This is a genomic window from Vibrio artabrorum, from assembly GCF_024347295.1.
In the GTDB taxonomy this organism is placed as follows: Bacteria; Pseudomonadota; Gammaproteobacteria; order Enterobacterales; family Vibrionaceae; genus Vibrio; species Vibrio artabrorum.
In genome coordinates, this window is the sequence record NZ_AP025458.1 from 1,637,489 (window position 1) to 1,658,173 (window position 20,685).

Annotated in this window: 23 protein-coding genes and 1 pseudogene; 7 read left to right on the forward strand and 17 right to left on the reverse strand. The window is 44.8% G+C overall.

From position 1 onward, the window contains the following. Position 1 precedes the first annotated feature (1 nt). Genes OCU36_RS07340 through OCU36_RS07365 form a run of 6 tightly spaced genes read right to left on the reverse strand, consistent with a single transcriptional unit; the run spans position 2 to position 4,732 of the window. On the reverse strand, positions 2 to 1,114 hold the full coding sequence (locus OCU36_RS07340) for an ExeA family protein (protein ID WP_261837406.1): 1,113 nt from the start codon (positions 1,112 to 1,114) through the stop codon (positions 2 to 4). Beyond that, positions 1,086 to 2,843, reverse strand: coding sequence for a DDE-type integrase/transposase/recombinase (locus tag OCU36_RS07345; protein WP_261837407.1), 1,758 nt, complete (start codon positions 2,841 to 2,843; stop codon positions 1,086 to 1,088). The genes OCU36_RS07340 and OCU36_RS07345 overlap by 29 nt, the downstream gene beginning before the upstream one ends. A 6-nt stretch (positions 2,844 to 2,849) precedes the next feature. Beyond that, a complete protein-coding gene (locus tag OCU36_RS07350; RefSeq protein ID WP_261837408.1) occupies positions 2,850 to 3,818 on the reverse strand; it encodes a MarR family transcriptional regulator in 969 nt (322 codons plus the stop codon). Further along, the gene (locus OCU36_RS07355; RefSeq protein ID WP_261837409.1) at positions 3,819 to 4,154 is read right to left on the reverse strand and encodes a helix-turn-helix domain-containing protein; all 336 of its coding nucleotides are present in this window, start codon (positions 4,152 to 4,154) and stop codon (positions 3,819 to 3,821) included. It abuts the gene before it with no gap. Between the two features lie 2 nt (positions 4,155 to 4,156). Then, complete coding sequence (locus OCU36_RS07360; RefSeq protein WP_261837410.1) at positions 4,157 to 4,492, reverse strand: hypothetical protein; 336 nt, start codon at positions 4,490 to 4,492, stop codon at positions 4,157 to 4,159. A 21-nt stretch (positions 4,493 to 4,513) separates the two neighbouring features. After that, the gene (locus tag OCU36_RS07365; RefSeq protein ID WP_017096342.1) at positions 4,514 to 4,732 is read right to left on the reverse strand and encodes a hypothetical protein; all 219 of its coding nucleotides are present in this window, start codon (positions 4,730 to 4,732) and stop codon (positions 4,514 to 4,516) included. A 72-nt stretch (positions 4,733 to 4,804) separates the two neighbouring features. On the opposite strand from OCU36_RS07365, the gene OCU36_RS07370 reads away from it, so the two are divergent. Then, on the forward strand, positions 4,805 to 5,449 hold the full coding sequence (locus tag OCU36_RS07370) for a helix-turn-helix domain-containing protein (protein ID WP_261837411.1): 645 nt from the start codon (positions 4,805 to 4,807) through the stop codon (positions 5,447 to 5,449). A 141-nt stretch (positions 5,450 to 5,590) separates the two neighbouring features. Here the strand turns inward: OCU36_RS07370 and OCU36_RS07375 are convergent. Next, a pseudogene (locus OCU36_RS07375) lies at positions 5,591 to 6,097 on the reverse strand (GGDEF domain-containing protein); the annotation flags it as partial. A gap of 260 nt (positions 6,098 to 6,357) precedes the next feature. On the opposite strand from OCU36_RS07375, the gene OCU36_RS07380 reads away from it, so the two are divergent. After that, positions 6,358 to 7,464 (forward strand): M20/M25/M40 family metallo-hydrolase, encoded by a 1,107-nt coding sequence (locus OCU36_RS07380; protein ID WP_261837413.1) that lies wholly within the window; start codon positions 6,358 to 6,360, stop codon positions 7,462 to 7,464. A 152-nt stretch (positions 7,465 to 7,616) separates the two neighbouring features. On the opposite strand, the gene OCU36_RS07385 is transcribed toward OCU36_RS07380, so the two are convergent. Both OCU36_RS07385 and OCU36_RS07390 read right to left on the reverse strand, forming a co-directional pair. After that, positions 7,617 to 8,039: a DUF3859 domain-containing protein gene (locus OCU36_RS07385; protein WP_261837414.1), complete on the reverse strand. Its 423-nt coding sequence runs from the start codon at positions 8,037 to 8,039 to the stop codon at positions 7,617 to 7,619. A 65-nt stretch (positions 8,040 to 8,104) separates the two neighbouring features. Further along, positions 8,105 to 8,473 (reverse strand): ATP-binding protein, encoded by a 369-nt coding sequence (locus OCU36_RS07390; protein WP_261837415.1) that lies wholly within the window; start codon positions 8,471 to 8,473, stop codon positions 8,105 to 8,107. Positions 8,474 to 8,747: 274 nt separating this feature from the next. Here OCU36_RS07390 and metA point away from each other — a divergent pair, with 274 nt between their 5' ends. Then, the gene (metA, locus tag OCU36_RS07395) at positions 8,748 to 9,689 is read left to right on the forward strand and encodes a homoserine O-acetyltransferase MetA (protein WP_261837416.1); all 942 of its coding nucleotides are present in this window, start codon (positions 8,748 to 8,750) and stop codon (positions 9,687 to 9,689) included. Between the two features lie 169 nt (positions 9,690 to 9,858). Next, a complete protein-coding gene (gene pilW, locus OCU36_RS07400) occupies positions 9,859 to 10,611 on the forward strand; it encodes a type IV pilus biogenesis/stability protein PilW (protein WP_261837417.1) in 753 nt (250 codons plus the stop codon). An 88-nt stretch (positions 10,612 to 10,699) separates the two neighbouring features. Here pilW and rlmF read toward each other — a convergent pair whose 3' ends face one another. After that, positions 10,700 to 12,007 carry a 23S rRNA (adenine(1618)-N(6))-methyltransferase RlmF gene (gene rlmF / locus OCU36_RS07405; RefSeq protein ID WP_261837418.1) on the reverse strand — a complete coding sequence of 436 codons (1,308 nt, stop codon included), beginning with the start codon at positions 12,005 to 12,007 and terminating at the stop codon, positions 10,700 to 10,702. Positions 12,008 to 12,011: 4 nt separating this feature from the next. Beyond that, a complete protein-coding gene (locus OCU36_RS07410) occupies positions 12,012 to 12,509 on the reverse strand; it encodes a M48 metallopeptidase family protein (RefSeq protein ID WP_261837419.1) in 498 nt (165 codons plus the stop codon). A 137-nt stretch (positions 12,510 to 12,646) separates the two neighbouring features. Here OCU36_RS07410 and OCU36_RS07415 point away from each other — a divergent pair, with 137 nt between their 5' ends. The 3 genes from OCU36_RS07415 to OCU36_RS07425 all read left to right on the forward strand — a co-directional run bounded on the left by OCU36_RS07415 (position 12,647) and on the right by OCU36_RS07425 (position 14,307). After that, a complete protein-coding gene (locus OCU36_RS07415; RefSeq protein ID WP_004741645.1) occupies positions 12,647 to 12,883 on the forward strand; it encodes a glutaredoxin family protein in 237 nt (78 codons plus the stop codon). Between the two features lie 86 nt (positions 12,884 to 12,969). Beyond that, complete coding sequence (locus tag OCU36_RS07420; protein ID WP_261837420.1) at positions 12,970 to 13,551, forward strand: DUF1415 domain-containing protein; 582 nt, start codon at positions 12,970 to 12,972, stop codon at positions 13,549 to 13,551. Positions 13,552 to 13,731: 180 nt separating this feature from the next. Continuing rightward, positions 13,732 to 14,307 (forward strand): nucleoside triphosphate pyrophosphohydrolase family protein, encoded by a 576-nt coding sequence (locus OCU36_RS07425; RefSeq protein ID WP_261837421.1) that lies wholly within the window; start codon positions 13,732 to 13,734, stop codon positions 14,305 to 14,307. Between the two features lie 117 nt (positions 14,308 to 14,424). On the opposite strand, the gene btuD is transcribed toward OCU36_RS07425, so the two are convergent. The 6 genes from btuD to cobU all read right to left on the reverse strand — a co-directional run bounded on the left by btuD (position 14,425) and on the right by cobU (position 20,685). Then, complete coding sequence (gene btuD / locus OCU36_RS07430) at positions 14,425 to 15,183, reverse strand: vitamin B12 ABC transporter ATP-binding protein BtuD (RefSeq protein ID WP_261837422.1); 759 nt, start codon at positions 15,181 to 15,183, stop codon at positions 14,425 to 14,427. After that, positions 15,170 to 16,165 (reverse strand): vitamin B12 ABC transporter permease BtuC, encoded by a 996-nt coding sequence (gene btuC / locus OCU36_RS07435; RefSeq protein ID WP_261837423.1) that lies wholly within the window; start codon positions 16,163 to 16,165, stop codon positions 15,170 to 15,172. The genes btuD and btuC overlap by 14 nt, the downstream gene beginning before the upstream one ends. 127 nt (positions 16,166 to 16,292) lie before the next feature. Next, entirely contained in the window at positions 16,293 to 17,321 is a 1,029-nt protein-coding gene (locus OCU36_RS07440; protein ID WP_261837424.1) for a succinylglutamate desuccinylase, read from the reverse strand. 270 nt (positions 17,322 to 17,591) lie between these two features. Next, positions 17,592 to 19,418 carry a M3 family oligoendopeptidase gene (locus OCU36_RS07445; RefSeq protein ID WP_261837425.1) on the reverse strand — a complete coding sequence of 609 codons (1,827 nt, stop codon included), beginning with the start codon at positions 19,416 to 19,418 and terminating at the stop codon, positions 17,592 to 17,594. 46 nt (positions 19,419 to 19,464) lie between these two features. Continuing rightward, a complete protein-coding gene (locus OCU36_RS07450) occupies positions 19,465 to 20,082 on the reverse strand; it encodes a histidine phosphatase family protein (RefSeq protein ID WP_261837426.1) in 618 nt (205 codons plus the stop codon). A gap of 9 nt (positions 20,083 to 20,091) precedes the next feature. Next, a complete protein-coding gene (gene cobU, locus OCU36_RS07455; protein ID WP_261837427.1) occupies positions 20,092 to 20,685 on the reverse strand; it encodes a bifunctional adenosylcobinamide kinase/adenosylcobinamide-phosphate guanylyltransferase in 594 nt (197 codons plus the stop codon).

The following is a 20,685-nucleotide window of genomic DNA, read 5'->3' on the forward strand; positions in this document are numbered from 1 at the left end:
CTTATAGCTCCTTAATGATGTCGTCAGTCACTTTGTCTTCACCTAACGAAGCACAAAGGTTCATCGCCTTGGTGATGAGGTTGTTGATGATCTGAGGGTACACAAGGCTCCCAGAGTTAGTACGTCGAGTCTTTAAGCGTTCTTTTAAGGCAGGGGCTGAGCTGCTGTCCATGATCTTGTTATAGTCACAGCCAGCACGTTCAAACTTATGTTTTAGGTAAGCTTCAATATCATGATCCAGTGGTGGGACTTCGACCACCATACAGCGGCGGATAAACTCTCGAAGCTCATAATGGCGGCGTTCGTCAAGGCGGTGAAACAGCTCTGTTTGACCCACAAGTAAAATCCCAAGGAGTTTAGAAAATCCGTCCTCTAACTCCCAGAAACGCTTAAGGTACTTCATAACAGGGATAGTCAAATCGTGCGCTTCTTCGATAATAAGTACATGTCGTTGACCACCTTTCGAGGCCGTCATTAAGAGGCGTTCAACCTGTCGTGCTTTGGCTTCCATGCTGCGTTTCGGTGTCTCGCTGCTGATATCGTTAATGATGGCATCACAAATACCCGCTGCCGTGGCACGCGTTTTATCAATGATTTTGGGCTGAATGACAGAGATATCACCGTCATTGTGCAATTCATCCAGCAATAGGCGGCGTAGAACGCTTTTTCCTGCGCCTGAGTCGCCCACAACCGCTAGAATGCCCTGATTACGCGACACGTCTTTCATTGCTGCCAGTACGTAACGGGTATCTTCGTTCATGAAGATGTCACGAACCGCGCGAATGTCGTTGATAAACGGGTTTCTGAATAGCTTGAAGTGTTTCATGGCTTCTTGTGTTAACATTTGGTTCTCCAGTTCGATGTCCTGATTGATTTCTTCTTGCTGGGGTTTAGGTTGGTCATTGGTTGCAGCCTTTGACCAACCGCTTATACCCTCTAGCCCTTGTGATACGAAAAACGCATTCACTTTCTGTTTAAATTCTTCTGCTTGTCGCTTTGGCGGTTCATTTTGACGAACGGCCTTGTAAACCGTGCTGTAATTCATCGTTAAATAATCAGCTAACGAGCGGATGGTTAACCCTGCCTCATCTAGCCGCGTTCTGAGTGTGCTCATTGGCTTCTTGCTCCCACAATTCAATAAATATCTGTAATTCGCGCTCAGAGGCTCCCTGAGGGTGTTTTTGCTTTAATATGGCCCTAATGGTCGTTAACTCTTCTCTCGATGGGTTGAGGGCTTTTTTAAGGCGATTTAAAGCCCCTATAAACGTTGTTTTATGCTCTGTTAACGCTTGTCCCTCAATATCCATGGTGGTGCCTTTTCTTGATAAGAACGACGGCGTTGATCGTTGCTCAATGTCAGCCATTGGATTAATGGCACCATCGAAGGCGGGCGTACGCCCTTTACGAACTTTCTTAATCGCTCGTGGGTTGTCCGTGCCCCATGCAGCGGTATCAAGTCGCTTACGGTTAATGTCTGATTGCGTTTCTCGAACGGCTTTGTGTTGCTCACCGATAATCGGGGCTTGTAAGTTAAACCCAGCGGCATCACGTTCAATGGGCAATGCTTCATGCGTGTGCTCTCGCCCTTGTTCGTCCATGCTAATCACTCGAATTGCAGGGGCTTTATATGGGTTCACAAACACTTTGACTTCATCCCCTGCGATGATGTGGGGGATATGCGTTAACGAATAATCCAATGACGCATAGCCTTTCGGTGCAAAGCTGATACTCAACTCATTCGGACGTACCTTTCTTACTTCTGGTTTGGTTTGCTGCATCATGCTTTTCACCAACTCTATGTTATTGATTAAACGTAAGTGTTCCGTCCGTATGGTCTGCCACAATCCAAAGCGACTGCTCTTGTGTCGGCTATGTGCTTTCAACGATTGGAAGCCAATAGACCACTTGATAGCGTATTGATTTAACTCTTCAATCGAGTTGATCGTGATAAAAGCAAGGCGACTCTCAAATCGACACTCGACAAGGTTGTGAGTTGATTCCACCTGACCTTTTGCCCAAGGGCGACCAGGCGTATGCGCAATGTGTTTAACCTCAAGCATGTCCAGCATATGGCGCGTTTGGTGCGCGATGTTGGCAGAGCCTGCATCCCAGATAAGCAACTTAGGCACGCCATACATCAATTCATTCGTATTACGCTCACAAAAGGCTTCAAATAAAAACTTGGTGATGGTCTCTGTGTTTTCACCTGGTGCCACGTAGTAGCGCAGGAAGAAAGCACCGCTGTAATGGTCGGTAGCGAGATAGCGCAGCACACGTTCATTCACGATACGATCAAGGTTTTTAGGCTTGTTCTTGTAGAACTCGTCTTCTGCCATGACTCGCAAGCCTTTCCCTCCTTTGAGGTAATACAGCACACAAATAGACACATCGAATTGCCACGCATGATTCGGGTGTAATGAACGTTGACTCGTTGTGGTTTCCATTACATTCAACTGGTTAGGGTGAACTCGAAAGCGACTGAAGGCGCGTAAGACCGTGGATTCTGAGACATCCCTAGTAAGGTGCTTATTTGCCAGTGCAATATCAATTGCATCACGAATGGTCATTAGTCGCTTACCACTGTCTCGTTCGCTTTGACGCATCAAGTTAGCGAGTAATTCAGTTTCAGAGCGTGTTAACGCTAATTCACCACTGTCAGTGCGTTTTTTGCGACCTGATACCCAACCTAAATCAGCAAGCTCTTGATACAGCTTGTTTTTCGAGATACACAGATGCTCCGTGGCTCGCTGAACAATCGTCCCTTTATCACCACGTCCTGCACTGTCTAACTCAGCCATTAAGCGCGTGAGGTATTGTGCTCGCTCTAGCTCAAGTGCATTCATAGTGGATTAACCCTCGCTATCCATCAGCAAAGCACTCTCTTCATGCCATTGCTCTAAATGCGTCATGACATGAGCAGCGATACCCATATCCCCAGAAAGGCTTAGAAAACGCTCTAACACTCGAAAGAGTGTATCTTCACACGCTTGATCAATATCGATAGGGTGGTCATTGTCTTGAATGGTTTGAATCGCATCAAATAGACGCGCTAAACCGCTATCTACCGCAAGTGCCGAAATATTCAATTGCTCTAACAATTGGCTGTTCAGCTCTTCTTCTTTCTGGCGAGTCTGCGCAGGTGACAGAGGCTTATCTAATTTTTTAGATAAACTGTTTATTTTCTTATCTTTATCAATAAGTAAGCGTTCATTAGACTGCTTTTCTTGCGCCAAGCTATTGACCTCATTTTGAAGTGCTTGCTTCTCTTGACGATGTTTCGCAGACAACTCTTCAATGATTTCTAAGGCTTCATCACGGTCTTGAACTTTGACAACTTCACCTTCTACGATAGCCGTTAGCTCTTCTTGGGGAAGCTTACGAAGACGGCGTAAATCTTTGGTTGTCACCCCTAAGGTTTGCATTGATTGAAGGGCTTTTTCACCAAATAGAGAAAGGTTCATTAAGTCCTCATCAACCTTCGATTTTGACGTACCACATAATCGGCAAAACTCATCCCAAGTGCCTTTAAGAACAACTACATTTTCGACGCCATCGGAAGTATTTGCAGGGTGGTTAATCGTTCGACCCTTTAATTCTCTATACCTTTTCGTTTCTTTCATCTCTTTAAGAGTCGATAAACTGACGGTCTCGGCGAAAACTGCAAATGACTGTGCCATTTGAACTCGGCCTAAAAACATACCAATATCAATGCTTGCCTCTGCTGAAGTTGCCATGTTTAATGCTTCAGCAGCATTCAACTCTTGAGCATCACTCAATGTTTGCTGCGCCACTGCTAATTTTTTCATTTCATCTGACATCTATAGCTCCTCACCCGTCAAATCTTTAAATTCAGACCCAATGGCCTCTACTTGCTCGCGTACAGCATTTCTGTAGCTGAATGCTAACTTGATGAAATGGTTAGAAGGCTTCCATAACATCGACTTCTGCCCTCCAACGGTATCGACCCATCCGCTATCGACAAGAACTTGTAAATAACGATGAAGACTCGCTCTAGGAATGCCAGTGTGATCGCCTAACTGCTTTAAGCTTGTTCCTTCAACGCCTTGAGAAACCATAAACGCAAGGAGATCAAGGGCTAGTCGTGTTGGCTTCAGGTTGTACCCTATTATAGAACTCTGAAATTTACTCTTCATGTTTATTCCTCACGCAGTTGTTTGTGAGCAAGTAACTTTCTAAATCCACGATTAAAAGAAGATTTTTTGGGCATTCGCTCTTCGCCGAACTGATCTACACACACATCAAAAACATCACGTTGCGTCATAAACTCTAAGTCTAAGGACAAGAGGAATTCATATACTTCTCGATCGGACTCGATAATAGACAACCGACGTGTAGGAGCTTCAGGCATGACCCAATTTCGAAATAGTTCTTTACCAACATGTTTTACGACCATTTCAGCCTCTACAATGCTGAGGTTGGATAATTCAGTGATAATTCGAGAAGCGGCATTTTTCATTCTTAGATTTTTCATAAATTAATTACTCTATTTCCTTTAATTATCTTCCGTCGAAATTCCAGATTCTTGAATCAACTTTGCTCTTAGCATTTTGGCTTTAGGGCCATCCCAAGAGCCAATTAAAGCAGCCCTAGCATTTGAAGGGGTCACGCTGTTGTTATGGCACCACTTCGAAAAAGATGTGCCCTGGGCAATGAACGCTCCCTTTAGTAGATTGAATTTTTGGATAGAAAGAGGGGCAGATGAAATTTTCATGTTTATTTACTCCGAATATTAAATTAGACTAATCCGACTAATTAACTACAAATAATAGGCGGATTACCCACAATGTCAACAGAAAATGCATCGTTTAAGTCTAATTTTGGTTTGAGAGTAAAATCGGCCAGAAAGAATTTAGGTTGGAGTCAAGAAATACTAGCTAAGGAGTTGAAGGTATCAAGAGACACGTTGAGTCGATATGAAAGGGGTGAACTTTCCCCTTCCTTAGAAGTATTTAGTCGGATGTTAGAGCAGTTTTCGGTACTTGAAATTCAAGCTGAAGATCTTCTAGTTGAAAGAGAACAACTTCAGAAACAAACGCAAACAGTTTCCTCGTGGGGCTGGGCGACTGGCTTTTCATTTTTGTCAGGAGGTGCTTTTACTGTCGGAGCTACATGTCAAGACATCACTCGCTTGCTAGAGGTTATGATAGATAGTTTTCCACCAGATCACCCTTTCGAAACAACAGTTGATGAAATTAAGGAATACTTATCTAGTCAGGATGATGCTGACCAACAAGCAAAGGAACAACTTGAATTTGAGTTGGAAGTACCAATAGCTCAGCAAGCAGCCAGTTTGAAGCCAGAGTTCCCTAAAGAGCAAAAGGGGAAAGTCGATAAGATTTTTGACAAATACTTGGAAGAGAAAACAAAAGTAACATCTCTACAGCAACAGGTTGCTAAACTACAACAGGAAATGTCCGCTAAACATTAACTCCTCCGCTTAAGATAGGCATTTCATTTGAGATGCTTATCTCAAAACTCATCCCTTGAGACACCTAAAAGGTCAACGTGATCCCTAATCCATAGTCCTATTATCCTGACGGGAGCCTAGTATTATCTTGGTTCTATACACATAGTGGAGCGATTCCGCGATATCTATCGCTGCTCTGATTTGGATTTCAGACTCCGCTAGCTCGCCCTTACTGATGTATTCAATCGCCAATTCAACGAGAGACTGGGCCTTTAACCAACCCATATGTTCGTGTTGTGCGAGTGCTTTAATCTGTCTTACGTATTCGGAAACCGCTTTGGTATCCAACTTGTGTTGCGCGAGGTTCGACAAAATCATCAATTCGTAAGCACGATAGATGGCTTTATCTTGGTCTGGAAACTTGGCCTGGAGAGCCTCGAGTTGTTGGGAAGCTAAATTAGGATCACTACGAGATACATCGAGAATGTTAATCAACGCAGATCCATATTGAGAGAGTAATAACTCTTTCTCTGGACTATAAACACTCGGGTTTTCAGGGCGAATATGTTTTAAATCGTCGTCATAAGTTGGATAGAGCAAATACAGCCCCAACACGACACTCATCAGTAACACTAAAAGAAATGAACCTAACACATTGTTTCTATTCATTTATCAGTGCCATTATTGATTGCATTCCAATTTAATCGACGTATGTTTAAAAGCGGTCAAACATTATACCCGACAGATATACAGATTAAAATCCTGCACACTGGTGGATCTGGGTTGGATTTTTCTCACTAATTAGAGTAATCAGGCAACTTTCTTGATTTAACTCAGACAATCATCTACCTCATTGGCGTTATAGTGATTTTCCTGTTCCTATAGCCGTGACTTCTTAAGAACGAGCGGAAACATAATGAGAATTAACAATGACCCAAATAAATGAACAACGTCTTGTCGACCATTTCTGTGATCTTGTGAAAATCGATAGTGAATCACGCAACGAAAGAGCCATTGCTGAAACGCTGGCTGAACAGCTAGGCGAATTAGGTTTCGAAGTCAGCAAACTGGCGGTGCCTGAAGAGGTGTCTAACGGATTCAACGTCTATGCTCGCCTTGATGGCACACTGCCAGGCAGCATTGTATTCAGTTGCCATATGGACACGGTAACGCCGGGTATTGGTATTGAACCCATCATTGAAGACGGTATTATCCGTTCAAAAGGCAATACAATTTTAGGTGGTGACGATAAATCCGGTATTGCGGCGATTATGGAAGCGGTTCGTGTAATCAAAGCTGAAAACCAAGCGCATAAAACCATCGAGATTGCGTTCACGGTATACGAAGAAGGCGGCCTGTTTGGCTCGCTGAACTTTGATATGTCTTACATTCAATCTAAGCACGCTATTGTTCTTGATACCGGTGGTCCAATTGGTACCATCGTAACCGCAGCGCCTGGTCAACAAAAGATTTTAGCTAAAATCAAAGGTCGCCCTGCTCATGCTGGTTTAGCGCCAGAAGAAGGCATCAGTGCCATTCAAGTGGCAGCCGATGCCATAACCAAAATGAATCTACTGCGTATTGACGAAGAAACAACAGCAAACGTAGGGATTGTTGAAGGCGGTCAAGCAACCAACATCGTTATGCCAGAGCTTAAAGTTGTCGCAGAGGCTCGTTCTCTAAATGGTGAGAAATTGACAGCGCAAGTTGAACACATGATTTCAACCTTTGAAGAGAGCGCAAAACAGTTCGGGGCAGAAGTGGAAATTGAATCGACTCGTGCTTACGATGCATTCGTAATCGCAGAAGATCATCCGCACATTCTTTCTATCAAATCGGCGTTTGAGAAACTTGGCGTAAAAGCGAACACCAAACGTAGCGGTGGCGGCAGTGATGCAAATAACTTCAATGCGAAAGGCTTAACAACGGTTAACCTTTCAACGGGTATGGCAAAAGTGCATACGACCGAAGAGCATATTGCAGTGAAAGACATGGTTGCAATCACTGAGTTTGTTGTCGCTTACGTAACACAATAATCTCATGAGCGATTAGGGGGTTGCTGTTGACTCTCCCCCTATTCATCACTAAAAAGCCGAGACATCACAATGATTCTCGGCTTTTTGTTTTTTAATTTTTGCTTTCGGCTGTTCAAGCTGGAGGCTAAAGTTCACCGGAACGGGATACTCGGCTAAAAGCCCCTGCGCTTCCAGAACTGCCCTTCGTCTTTCGCAACGAGTTCGAATGTTTTATCGGCAATGATATTGCCTTTGAGCTCAACGGTCATTCGCCATTTGCCCAACTTGTTTGAGACAGGAGCCCAAATGGTGTCGCCTAGATAGAAATCCCAGTCGTTGTTACTCACATACTCTTCCCCAGCAAACGGTTCGAGAACTTCGCCTTCGTCTGTGGTGATATTGGGGTGATAAATGCAGTAGCGAATTTTCTCACCTTTGGCTTTTTTAATATTCAAGATGTAGCCAAATTCCACGTCAATTTCTGCGTCGACAATGGTGGTGAACGCTTGAATTTTTGGAAGATGTTTGGATTTGGAGTCCCACGTCGTGTAGATACCGTAAGATGTCATGTCGACGACTGCCGATCGCTTTGCCATTATGTATTACCTAATTTTCATCGTTCTTTGACATTGGCGGTTTTAGCCAGCCAAAGAACAAAAGCCTATTCTTGCCAATCTTTTGCCATACGCTTAATCACAGACGGTTCAATATCATGAATGCTGCCAAATTGCTCTCGGCACACCTCAATGACCAAATCCGCTTGATATTGACGAGCGAGCTGGCGATACGCTTTCATCTCCCATTGTTTGATGAAGGTATTTGACACCACGACATCCAGCCCCTGCTTCAAGCCGTTTTCAGCCATGTTCTGACACCACTCATGTGCCTGTTGCAGCTGTCTAGAGTCAAACCGATATTCGCCTTGGTCGTTCACAAAGTACATATCAGCTTCAACATGTAATGCATGGTAAGTTTTTGCTTTCGTCGACTTCCCCGAACCAGGTAGCCCTCGAATGAGTATTAACTTCATCTATCGCTTTATCATTCAATTCTAAACCATCAAGTTACCTAAAATACCAATCGATGACATTGATAACAATCACTCGAACTAGATCCATAGAACAAATAGGCAAACCTCTGCGAATTTGGGTGCAACACGCGCGCACCGCCCCCCAAATGAGGCATGACAAAAAGTATCAGAGACGAAATATGCCTCTCGATCCACTTTGCATATCGACAAATGTATCAAACTATTATAAATTTAGCGGTATAGACGTCTAAATATCTATCTTAGGGAGAAAACTGTGCCTATTCGCATTCCAGACCAACTACCAGCATCCGATGTTCTGCGTCAAGAGAATATCTTTGTCATGCCGGTTTCAAGAGCATCGACACAGGAAATCCGTCCACTTCGAGTCTTGATCCTTAACTTAATGCCAAAAAAAATTGAGACTGAAACTCAATTTTTACGCTTATTGTCAAACAGCCCACTTCAGGTAGACATCGAACTTCTGCGTATTGATGATCGACCAAGTAAAAACACACCAGCAGAACATTTAGATAACTTCTATCGTCAATTTGAAACGATAAAAAGCCGTAACTTCGATGGCTTGATCATCACTGGCGCACCGCTTGGTTTAGTGCAATTTGAAGATGTCATCTACTGGGATCATCTCAAAACCATCATGGAATGGGCAAACAAGCATGTCACGTCAACGCTCTATGTCTGTTGGGCGGCTCAAGCGGGTTTGAAATTACTGTATGATTTGCCAAAACGCACTCGCAAAGAGAAGCTCTCTGGTGTTTACAGCCACGAGATACATAACCCATACCACCCTATTTTACGCGGGTTTGATGATACTTTCTTAGCTCCGCACTCTCGCTATGCTGATTTCTCTGAAGAGTACCTCGCTGAGCACACTGATCTTGATGTTCTCGCAACTTCTGATGTCGCGGGGGTGTATCTAGCGGCGACCAAAGATAAGCGAAACGTGTTTGTAACGGGTCACCCTGAATACGACTCTCATACACTTCACAATGAGTACATCCGAGATTTGGGCGAAGGCATGGAGCCTGTGATTCCAATCAACTACTATCCGAACAACAACCCAGACAATAAGCCGATTGCTAGCTGGCGTAGCCACGGACATTTGTTGTTCTCAAACTGGCTAAACTACTGCGTTTACCAACAAACGCCTTACGATTTAGAGCACTTCAGTGAAGAGAATTTCACTAAAGACGATTAAACCATAACGCGTCTTAGACCATTCGATATCAAGTTGCGTCCAATCGGCGATGAATCATCCGCCCTTTGGACGCCGCTTTTTATGGTGAATGGATCGCATTCCAAAACAGATTTATCACTTCAACTCATGCGATTTCATATGATGGTTCACTCTTCATAAGGAGCTGCGCATGCCTGCTAAGTCGTTATCGTCAAAATCCACATTATTATCAAGCCTCTCGTTACTCATCACTCTCTCTCTGGTGGGGTGTGTTTCAGTGACTGAAGGGCCACTTCAGGTAGAGAGCGACCCAATTGCGATGTCTGAATCTCGTATTGAGTTAGGCTTAGGTTATCTAGGACAAGGTAATATGATGAGAGCCCGTGAAAACCTAGAACTGGCGGTCAAGCATGCGCCAAACTATTACCGAGCGCGACTTTCGATGGCACATTACTACGAACAAGTCGGTGAAGTGAATGAAGCAAGATCGACCTATCAGAAAGCGCTTCGTTTGGATTCCAAAAACGGTAATGTACTGAATAACTACGGTACGTTTTTGTGTAAGCAAGGCGAATATGAACAAGCTGATAAATATTTCAATCGCGCCATTGAACAGCCTTACTATTATTTGGTTGCTGCCAGTTATGAAAACGCCGCGTTTTGTGCGTTTAAAGCGGGTCACATTCACCAAGCGAGGCACTATTTTATCAAAGCCATCGACCACGATCCCAACCGCGAGAGGTCGATATTACAGCTTTCAAAAGTTGAAGTCAGTGAAGCCGACTATAACAACGCACGACTTCGGTTATTCAAATTCCACCAGCGATATGGTTACCAAGTGCCTTCACTTAAAATCCTCATCGAACTGGAACGCAAAGCCGGCAACCGCGCGCTTCAGCAGAAATATCAAAGTCAACTGGATAAACTACTGACGGCAGCCTAAATCGATATTAACTCACTGGCCATGACAACAACGGGCTTGCTGACAGTATCAGCAAGCCCGTTTTGAGTTTAACGAAGGTTGTGTCTTGTTATTTCAAATGAATCCACTGTTGGCGCTGTTCGTCGTCCATGAACGTCCATGCAACAAAGCGACTGACTTTTTGACCTTGTGACATCTCAACCACCTTCACTTGTTTCGCTCTCAGTTTACCAAGCTCTGAACGGATCATATCCACGTTATCTTTCTTCGAAATGAGCGTGGTAAACCACAATACCTGTGTAGCAAACAGCTGACTCTCTTTTGCCATCTTTAAGATGAAAGCCGCTTCGCCACCTGGGCACCACAACTCGCTTTTTTGGCCACCAAAGTTCAAAGTCGGTTTATTCGCTGTCTCTACCCCCTTCTGTGGCCTTGTGCTATTTTTACGCTCAGGCTTAAACGGCATACCCGCTTTCTTGGCACGATTGGCGGCTAAGTTGTCTAGTTTACGCTGAGAACCTTGATCCGCTTCTTGCTGCGAAGCGTGGAAAGGCGGATTACAAATAGTGACATCGTAACGCTCATTATCCTTAATCACACCTTTAAAAATCGACTCCGAGTCGGTTTGCAAACGAGTACGGATCTTACCCTTTAGGTTGGCATTACTTTCCGCAATGAAGTTCGCAGTTTTCACGGACACCGGATCGACATCAGTACCCGTGCAGCGCCATTTGTATTCGGTTGCACCAATAATAGGGTAAATACAGTTTGCACCCACACCAATATCTAATGCTTTAACCGAAGCATGGTTATAAGGTTCGCCCTGCCCGTCGCTATTCAATATGTCGGCAACTCGATGAATGTAATCAGCACGGCCTGGAATTGGTGGACACAAGTAACCCGCTGGAATATCCCAATGCTTAACGCCATAGTGGTGAGCCAACAACGCTTTGTTGAGCAACTTAACCGCCAGCGGATCGGAAAAGTTAACCGTGTCTTCACCGACGGGGTTCTTAATGAGGTGCTCTTTGAGCTCCGGCAAGGCTGCAATTAATAACTCAAAGTCATAGCGACCGGTATGCTGGTTTCTTGGGTGCAACCCGCTTTGAGGCTTTTCTGCCGAACGTCTTTTCTGGGCGGCGTTTTTATTAAAAGCCGTTTTATTGAAAGAACCCTTATTCGATGATCCTTTATTCGCACCCTGTTTACCTTTGCTATCTTTTGCAAAAGGTCGCTTTGTTTTGTTGTTACTGGCGCCTTTAGGGGAACGGTTTTTATCAGATGTGTTCTTTGTAGAAATACGCTTGCTATTGCTTTGCTTACTCGTACCTTGCTCAGCTTGAGCATCTTTTGTTTTTGCTGATGAGGTACTGTTTTTCGACAGGCTTAGCGTGGTTCGGTTTTGTGATTGGCTCATTGGGCTACTTCTTTAAATCTAAATAGATCATGAATAAACGGGCATCTAACTCTAATTGGTGATAGTCCGGCTCCATGTGACAGCATAGTTGGTAAAAGGCTTTATCGTGTTCTTTCTCTTTGATATGTGCCAATTCGTGTACCACCAGCATTCTCAATAGAGGCTCTGGTGCATGCTTAAACACACTGGCAATGCGAATTTCATTTTTTGATTTGATCTTGCCACCGTGATTCTTCGCAACGTAAGAGTGAAGGCCTAATGCATTATTGATTAGGTGTATCTTGCCGTCGTAAATCACTTTGCTGATCGGTGGTGTTTTTTTCATGTAGCGATTTTTTATCTCAATCGCATAGTCAAACAGGGCTTTCTCGCTTTTTATTTCATGATTTTTTGGGTAGCGAGCTTCAAACCACGGCACCAATTTACCCGTCTCAACAAGTTGAGTTACAGGATCAAGAATGTGCTTAGGGTAGCCTTGAATATAACGTAACGAAGGATGCATGCTGAAAGACCGTACAAGTTACACCACGACAATACGTTGTGGTCTTGAAAATTGAGCCGCATAGTGTAACTGATCACACTTTTCTAATCACCTAGGATTCGTTACACTTTAGCGAGATTCACCAAGAGAATGAAAAAATGAAACGTGTTGTACTGTATGTCGCCGACAAATGCCCGCACTGTAAAGATGCCCAAAGGTATTTAGACTCTAAAAAAATTGTTTACCGCCTGACGAATGCAAAGATGCAACGTGGTCGCAAAGAGTTACAAGCGATGGGAGCTCGCTCGATCCCTGTGCTGAAAATCGGCGACCAAATAATGGTCGGATGGAATCAAAAGAATTTCGATAAGATGTACAACTCAAAGAATACATAACGTGGCCGACTCTGAGCCTTTCAATTAGTGCTTTTGATTGACCACCGTTCTGATATCCTACGAAAAATTTCAATTCGGACCCTGTTATGTCGCACACTCAAAGTACTGATCTTCAAACCCTCGATCTTCAAACTATCCATGATCAAGTAAAACAGTGGTTAGACGATGTCGTTATTGGCTTGAACTTGTGCCCATTCGCAGCCAAACCACAACGTAATAAGCAGATTAAGATCGTGGTGAGTGAAGCGAATACGGAAGAAGCGTTATTAGAAGAGATCATGACGCATTTCATCGAGTTAGATAACACCCCGGTCGCAGAATTAGAGACGACTTTGGTGGTTGTGCCTAACATGTTGCAAGACTTCTTTGATTACAACATGTTCATCGATTGGATCGAAGCGCTGATCAAGCAACAAGATTGGGAGGGCATTTATCAAGTCGCCACCTTCCATCCCGACTACTGCTTTGGCGGCGCTGACCCAGAAGACGACGAAAATCTGACGAACCGTTCTCCGTATCCGGTCTACCATTTAATTCGTGAGGCCAGTATGGAAAAAGTGTTGAAGCACTACCCTAACCCTGAAGCGATTCCAGATACCAATATCGCACGAGTTGAGTCTTTAAGCCCAGAGGAACGTCGTCAACTGTTCCCTTACCTTTTTAGCTAAGGGCTGGCCGAGACACCGCGAGTTTGACTGCTGGTGTTTGCACAGACCCGAAACGTAATCATCGGTGGCGTTATCCGCCCATGACCGGATTGGCCCGGTGAATAAAATTCGACTTTGCGTTAGCACCCTATACTCAGCTTTGGTAAAATATCCCCTTAACGAAACAGAATGGATAGGAAAATGACCCTTTCTCAACTAAGCCAAGAAATCTACGATCACCTTTACCGCGACATTGAAGAGTTTCGCAGCACTTTTGATCTGCCTGTTGCTGCGCCTGAAACAATGGACGAAAAAGACGATACGCTGCACACTTCTCTAGCGATCGAAGAACTGACAGAGCTAGCAGAAGCAGACTCTAAAATCGAGCAAGCAGACGCTATCGTAGACAGCGTTTACGTTTTGATGGGGCGTCTTGTTCACCTTGGTCAAACTCAAGTTGAAGACAACTTAGCGATCAGCTACCTAATCGATCTGTTGTTGAATGTGGCTAAAAACCGTTCTATTGACTTTTTGCCTTGCTGGGACGAAGTACACTCAAGCAACATGAGTAAAGTATGTCGTAACGAAACTGAATACGCCGAAACAGAAGCTTTCTATGCTGAGCAAAACATCAAGTTGATGTCGGTTCAAAAAGGCGAATACATCATCGCTAAGTGTGCGGAAGATTTTGTTTCTCAAGGCAAGACAGTCCGCCAAGGTAAAGTACTAAAATCAGTACACTACCGACCAGCGAACCTTGAGCCTCTCACAGCTTAAGTCTGCTTACTCCCGTTGCTTAAACCGACCAGCGGACTAAAATAGCAAACGCCACGTTTTAATAACGTGGCGTTTTATTTTTATGCCAGTGAACTTTAGTACAACGCTTGCTTGGTGTTAACCGAATATCAGATAGGTTTGAGCATCAACAGAGCAACTTTTGACTGGGGTATTAAATACCAATTCAAGCTGCTCTGGAGTCAACACGTGCTCGGCACTGCCTGAAGCTTGCAGTACACCTTTATTAAGCAACAGCACTTGGTCTGCATGCCTTAAAGTTCGGTTGAGGTCGTGGTTCGCCATGATCACCGCAATGCCCTTTGCTGCGACTCGCTCAATAAGCTTATACAATAGCGCTTCTTGGGCGATGTCCAACGGAGCGGCAGGTTCATCTAAGATCAATAGTTTGCCGTAAGGGTTCAACGTCGGCCAAATCTGCAAACACATTCCCGCTAAGCGAACTCGCTGCCACTCACCACCAGATAAGGTCTGGATCGAGCGATGAAGCTTGTCAGAGATATCTAACATTTGGCCGAGCTCTTGCAAAGCGGCATTTATTTCAGCATCAAGCCCGTGTGATGAGCTTGGTAATGATAACGCCAGGTATTGGAACACCTCTAGATTGAACGCTGGCCTGGCACTTTGACACAAATAAGCGCGGTGCAATGATAAGTCTTGCAACGACAGTTCAGCCAAATCTTGGCCGTCGATGTTGATGTCGCCTTGGTAGTCGTTTCCGATCCCCGAGATGGTTTCCAGCAAGGTACTTTTACCACTGCCATTGGGGCCAATAACATGCGTCACTTGCCCTTGTTTGAGTTCAATGGATAGTGGCAGTAAACGAACGCCAACACTTAGGTTCTTAATTTGAATCATGATTTTTAATTAGCATCCAAATGAAGATCGGCGCGCCGATACTGGTGGTCATCACTCCTAAAGGTAACTCTGCTGAATCAAGCAAGGTTCTCGCGCCAATGTCAGCAAACACCAACAGAGCCGCCCCTGCAACCGCAGACAAAGGAAGAAGGTATCGGTTATCAGTTCCTATCGCTAAACGCAATAAGTGTGGCACAACTAAACCGACAAAGCTGATCACGCCACCTAATGCCACTGCGCAACCCACTAAAATTGACACAGCGAAGATCAAACGCCAGCGCAACTTAGCCACGTTAACGCCTAATTGAGCGGCATGCGTCTCCCCGATCATCAGCTTATCCAGTTTACTGCCTTGTAAGCACAACCAGATAATCACAGGAATCATCACTAATGTGAGTGAATGTTGATACCAAGTCACGCCACCCAAGCTGCCCATCAGCCAATACATTAATAAGCGCAAGCTCAGGTCGTCACTAAAGTAGAAGGCCCATGTCACCATCGCGCCAGACAAAATACCGAGCGCAACCCCCACCAAGAGTAACTTGGCAGTGGTCAGTCGCATCGTTTTTACCATGCTCACCAAAATTACGGTGAAACAGAGCGAACCTAACACAGCAGCAACCATAAAGACTTCAGGTGTAGGAGCAAACGGTAGGAAAAACAGCACAATTACCATCGCGAGGCTCGCACCACCAGAAATACCCAGTACGCCCGGCTCTGCCAGAACATTGCCGAGCAATACTTGTAAGCTAGCCCCAGACACGGCTAAACCCGCGCCGATAGCAATAGCCGCGAGTAATCGAGGTAAACGTAAATCAATCAGTAACTTTTGTTCTAACGTAGACAGGGAGCCAAAGGGGAAAATGAACAGATCGCCAACCATTAGGTAAATGGCACTCAGCGCGACAAGCAGTGCTGCCATCAGGTAAATCGCTTTCGTCCATCTGCGCTGTTTTTGGTGAAGAAGTTGTTGGAAATCCATATCAAGCTACTTTAAAAATGTTCGCGTAACCTTACCCGTATCCCCAAATAAACTCAAGGCTCACACCGTCATGTGAACCTTGATATTTCAACCCGTTGAGCGGTTATTTTAATCTAACTAACCGTTATTAATCGTAGACGAGCTGACCGTGGTCGAATCGCGTTTCAACTTCACAGACCATCAAAGCGGCTCGTTGGCCTATCGCGACGTTTCGGTTAGGGAACACAACCGCTTCGTTTTCATTCTTCGCCATCAAGGGTTTATCTCCATCATGACCAAATACTTCACCATGTTTAAACGCGGTAAAGTTCTCTACATCATCAGAAAACATGAAATCAAAATCATCGTGTAAACGAACAATGGTTCGGCTCACACGATAAGTAATGGCTTTCTTCGGCAAATGCTCTGGCTCTACCTCGGCAATCAGGTTGCGCATCGCTAAATCAAAAGCAGTGAGTTTATCAAGCTGGTTGTCCCCAATCCGAGCGACTTGCCCTAATTCCAGTGTTAGTGCTTGTGCTGCAAAGTTTTCAGCACTGTACCAACTGAATGTACTTGTTGGTGCATTCGATAGCAGCACCGCTTCAATGTGAGCGCTGTCGATGAAGTCAAACAAGGCTTTGCTGCGTATTTCGTGACGAACTTTAGGGCTCACGGCGAACGAATAATGCTTAGACAAACGGATGGCACAATGCAGATCCAAGTGCCAACGAGTCGCAGGCTCCGTTTGCTTATAAAACTCGGTCACCAAGTGCTTTAAATTCTTGGCGATATCGACTTCTCGATTGCTTTGGTGCGGTTTTTCATCAAACAGACGATTCATGTTTTCATCAAGAAAGCGGGTGTGTGCATTGGTTGCTTCTGGGTGAGCGATAATAAACAAACATCTCGCGTTCACTTCCTGAAAGCCAGTTTCTATATCCTCAATGAGTTTATCAATCAGCTCCATAGGTGAAGTTTCGTCACCATGCACACCGGTTGAAAAAATGATGTTCTTGGTTGTCGAGTTATAATCCGCGGGAATCACTTCCAACACACCGCGTTGATGAAGCTTTATTTGAACACCGTTGCTTAATACGGTCTGTCCTGCAAACACTTCTTGCTCTAGATCTAGGCTGTCAAAAAGAAATGATTGGCGAAAGCGGGTCTTCGTCATGCGCTACTCCTTAATTGCACGGCCGTATGTTAATAAATTGTTCTTGCAAATAGTGTTGCTAGGATCGCACTTATCAACAGAAGTTCTGTTATCACTCACAAATACTGTCCATATGCTTTAGATTTCTGGCTTACCAACAAACCGACGTCTGTTCCCAATGATAGTTTTCTATTCTATTTGAAATGATCATTTTAATTTTAGTCATTTCAGCAAGATAAGAGCCACGTAAGCTAACACAGCTCCTACCTGCTATGAACAGATTAAGATCAACTAATCATCTTGATTGAGCAATCTTTCAAATTCGTCGATTTGTACTTTGACCATATCGATACTTTGTTGCCAAAAATCGGCTTCAGTCAGATCCATCCCAAGGTGTTTTTTCACCACGTCTTCTGCCATCATGCTCCCTGTATCACGCAATAAAGAGACATAATCACTGTAAAACTGCTCACCTTTTGCATCGCGCTGTGCGTACACGCCTTTGCTGAACAGATAACCAAACAGGTATGGGTAGTTGTAGAAGCTCACTTGCGAGATGCTAAAGTGTAACTTGCTTGCCCAGAAATAAGGGTCAGCCTCTGTCATGGCCTCCCCGTACCACTCTTTCCATGTGGTTTCCATTAGGTCACACAGCTGCTGAGCCGTGAGCTCGCCTTTTTCACGCTGCTCATAGAACGCTTTCTCAAACTCAAAACGAACCGGAATGTTGACCATCAAAGCAAGTGAAGATGAAAGTTCTTCCCACAGCATTTCAAGTTTCTCATTGCGTGTTTGTGCTTGTTTTAATAAGTGATCACGTACAATATTTTCAGCAAAAATTGAGGCAGTTTCAGCTAGCGTCATTGGGTATCGAGTTTGACACAGCGGCATGTCTTTCATCACCCAGTTATGGAAAGCGTGGCCGAGTTCATGCGCCAATGTCATTAAGTCTGATCGGCTGCCACTCCAGGTCATGAACACTAGCGGCGTGCGTGTGGCAGCAAACTTAGTACAGTATGCACCTAACCGTTTGTTGGCTGCCGGCGCGGCGTCAATCCAGCCATTCTCAACCATCAAAGCGACGAAATCAGCCATCTCTGGGCTCACTTCAGCAAACGCGGTCTTGATGACGTCGATCGCTTCATCAAATGGGTAAACCTTAGATTCGCTGTCCCCAAGGGGTGGCATTGCTGCTAAATGGTTCCAAGGCTTCATTTCGTCTAGCCCGTGAACGCTTGCCATCAACAGACCTGCTTTCTGGCCGACTTCGCGATTGGCTTTAGCAACCGACATCATTGTGTCTAGCGTTTCTGGCACAATGCGGCTGCCGTGTAAGCTTGGATCGAGGAAGTGTACATCGCTTATTTTCGAGCGCTTTTTGTTTTCCGTCAGTCGCCAACCCGCCAATGCATTCAGAATCGAAGCAAAAGACTCTTGATAGGTTTTCATTGCGCCTTGAACCGCGCGCCATGCCGGTTCTTGTTTGTCGAATTCACTGCCATACAACAAACTCGCCGCTTGCGAGAACCCGAGAATTTCCTCACGACTTTCAAGCTCTTTACCTTCAAGCTCGCTACCTTCAAACTTCAGAGACAACTTCAATGACCCCGTCAGGTTATCGTACAAACGTCCCCATCCGTCACGTCCATCGACTTTCATTGCTGCTAACAACTGCTCTTCAGCAACACTGAGTCGAGTGCTTGACAGCTTACGAGAGCACTCGATAGCAAAGCGCTGCCCGGCAACGTCCGCACTCTCATGATCTAACACGGCATCAATAAATTCAGGTTCGGCATGGATTAATGTGTCTTCATAAGCGTTGAAAGCCTGAGTCAATTCAGAACTCAACTTCGCGACACGGCCAAGCAGTGCTTTGGCTTCTGTGTGCGTCGCATCTACCGATGCGTGGCAATTGGCGAAGGTGCTGATGGTGCTCAACAAGGTGCCTGCCGCCTCTGATGTTTGAATGGCGTTTTGCATCGCTAGAATGATGTGACGCTTTTCAACGTGTAGATACAATAGCTCAATGCACTGTTGAATGAGTTCGATGTCCTGTTCAATTTTTGCATCATTAAGATCGCGATAAGCGATGCTTAGATCCCAACTCGGTGTCGTCATGACTAAATTCCTTTCACGTAGGTCGTAATACTGTCTTTCTTTATACTCAGAGAACCGGTAGCCCGACCGCCTTCACGCTGACAAAGCGTTGGGCAAACTGAGTGATTTGAATATGGGTTATTGAGGCATTATCAATCGACAATTTCGAATACAAACTCGGGTTTTTCCATTCTATATCAAGACAATGCGCCAAGATCATTCGAATTACCCCACCATGAGTCACCAGCAGTAGATTGTCACCTTCACTGGTTAGAAGTTGTGACCAAGCTTGGGTAACTCTGTCGTGGAAGCTTTGTAAGCTTTCTGCGCCTGTCAATTGATGATTTGCGGGATCTTGCCAGAACGTTTCTAACATTGACCAGTTATCTTTCAGTTCATCAAAGGCGACCCCATCAACGTCGCCAAAGTTCATCTCCTGAAATTCAGGTTCTACCCATAAAGGCAGTGACAGACGTTTGGCGCACAAGTCGGCTAAGTCGCTGCAGCGTCTTAATGGTGAAGTAATGACACGGTTTAAAGATAGGTTTTGCTCAACTAGCGATTCACCAATACGTTGCTGCATGTCAGGATGCACCAATACGTCGGATGAACCATTGAGTGCCGGTTGCCCCTCCACCTTGCCATGTCTCAACAAATAGATATTTTTGGTGGTTCCATTTTCCATGTTCTCAACCTAACCTTCGAAATATAAAGAGTGATTTGACGGCTTCAAATGCAGCGGTAATCCAGCCGCAATCAAGGTCACTCGGTCGACAACGCGAGCTAATGCTTGGTTCATCCGCCCAGCGTTATCAACGAACAAGCGGGACACTTTACCTAAAGGCACAACACCAAGCCCAACTTCGTTAGACACCATGAAGATTTGAGCGGAAGTGTGTTCAACACTGTCGACCAAGGCTTCAACTGCGGATTCCACTTGTGCGTTAGTCGCTTCTTCACCCAGTTCGAATATGATGTTATTGAGCCACAAGGTTAAGCAATCAATCAACACAACATCGTGTTCATTAAAAGTCAGGAGTTTGTTGGCTAAGTCAATCGGTACTTCGTGTTCAATCCAGCGTTGATCGCGTCGTTGTTGATGATGTGCAATTCGCTCACGCATTTCATTGTCCAAGTACGTCGCAGTCGCAATATAATGTAAACGTCCATCGGATAACCCCTTTAAAGCGTGAATCGCTTGCTGCTCCGCATAACTGGACTTACCTGAACGCGCACCACCTAAAATCAGGTGATGGTTTAACGGGGTATTTGGATTGTTATTGGTCAT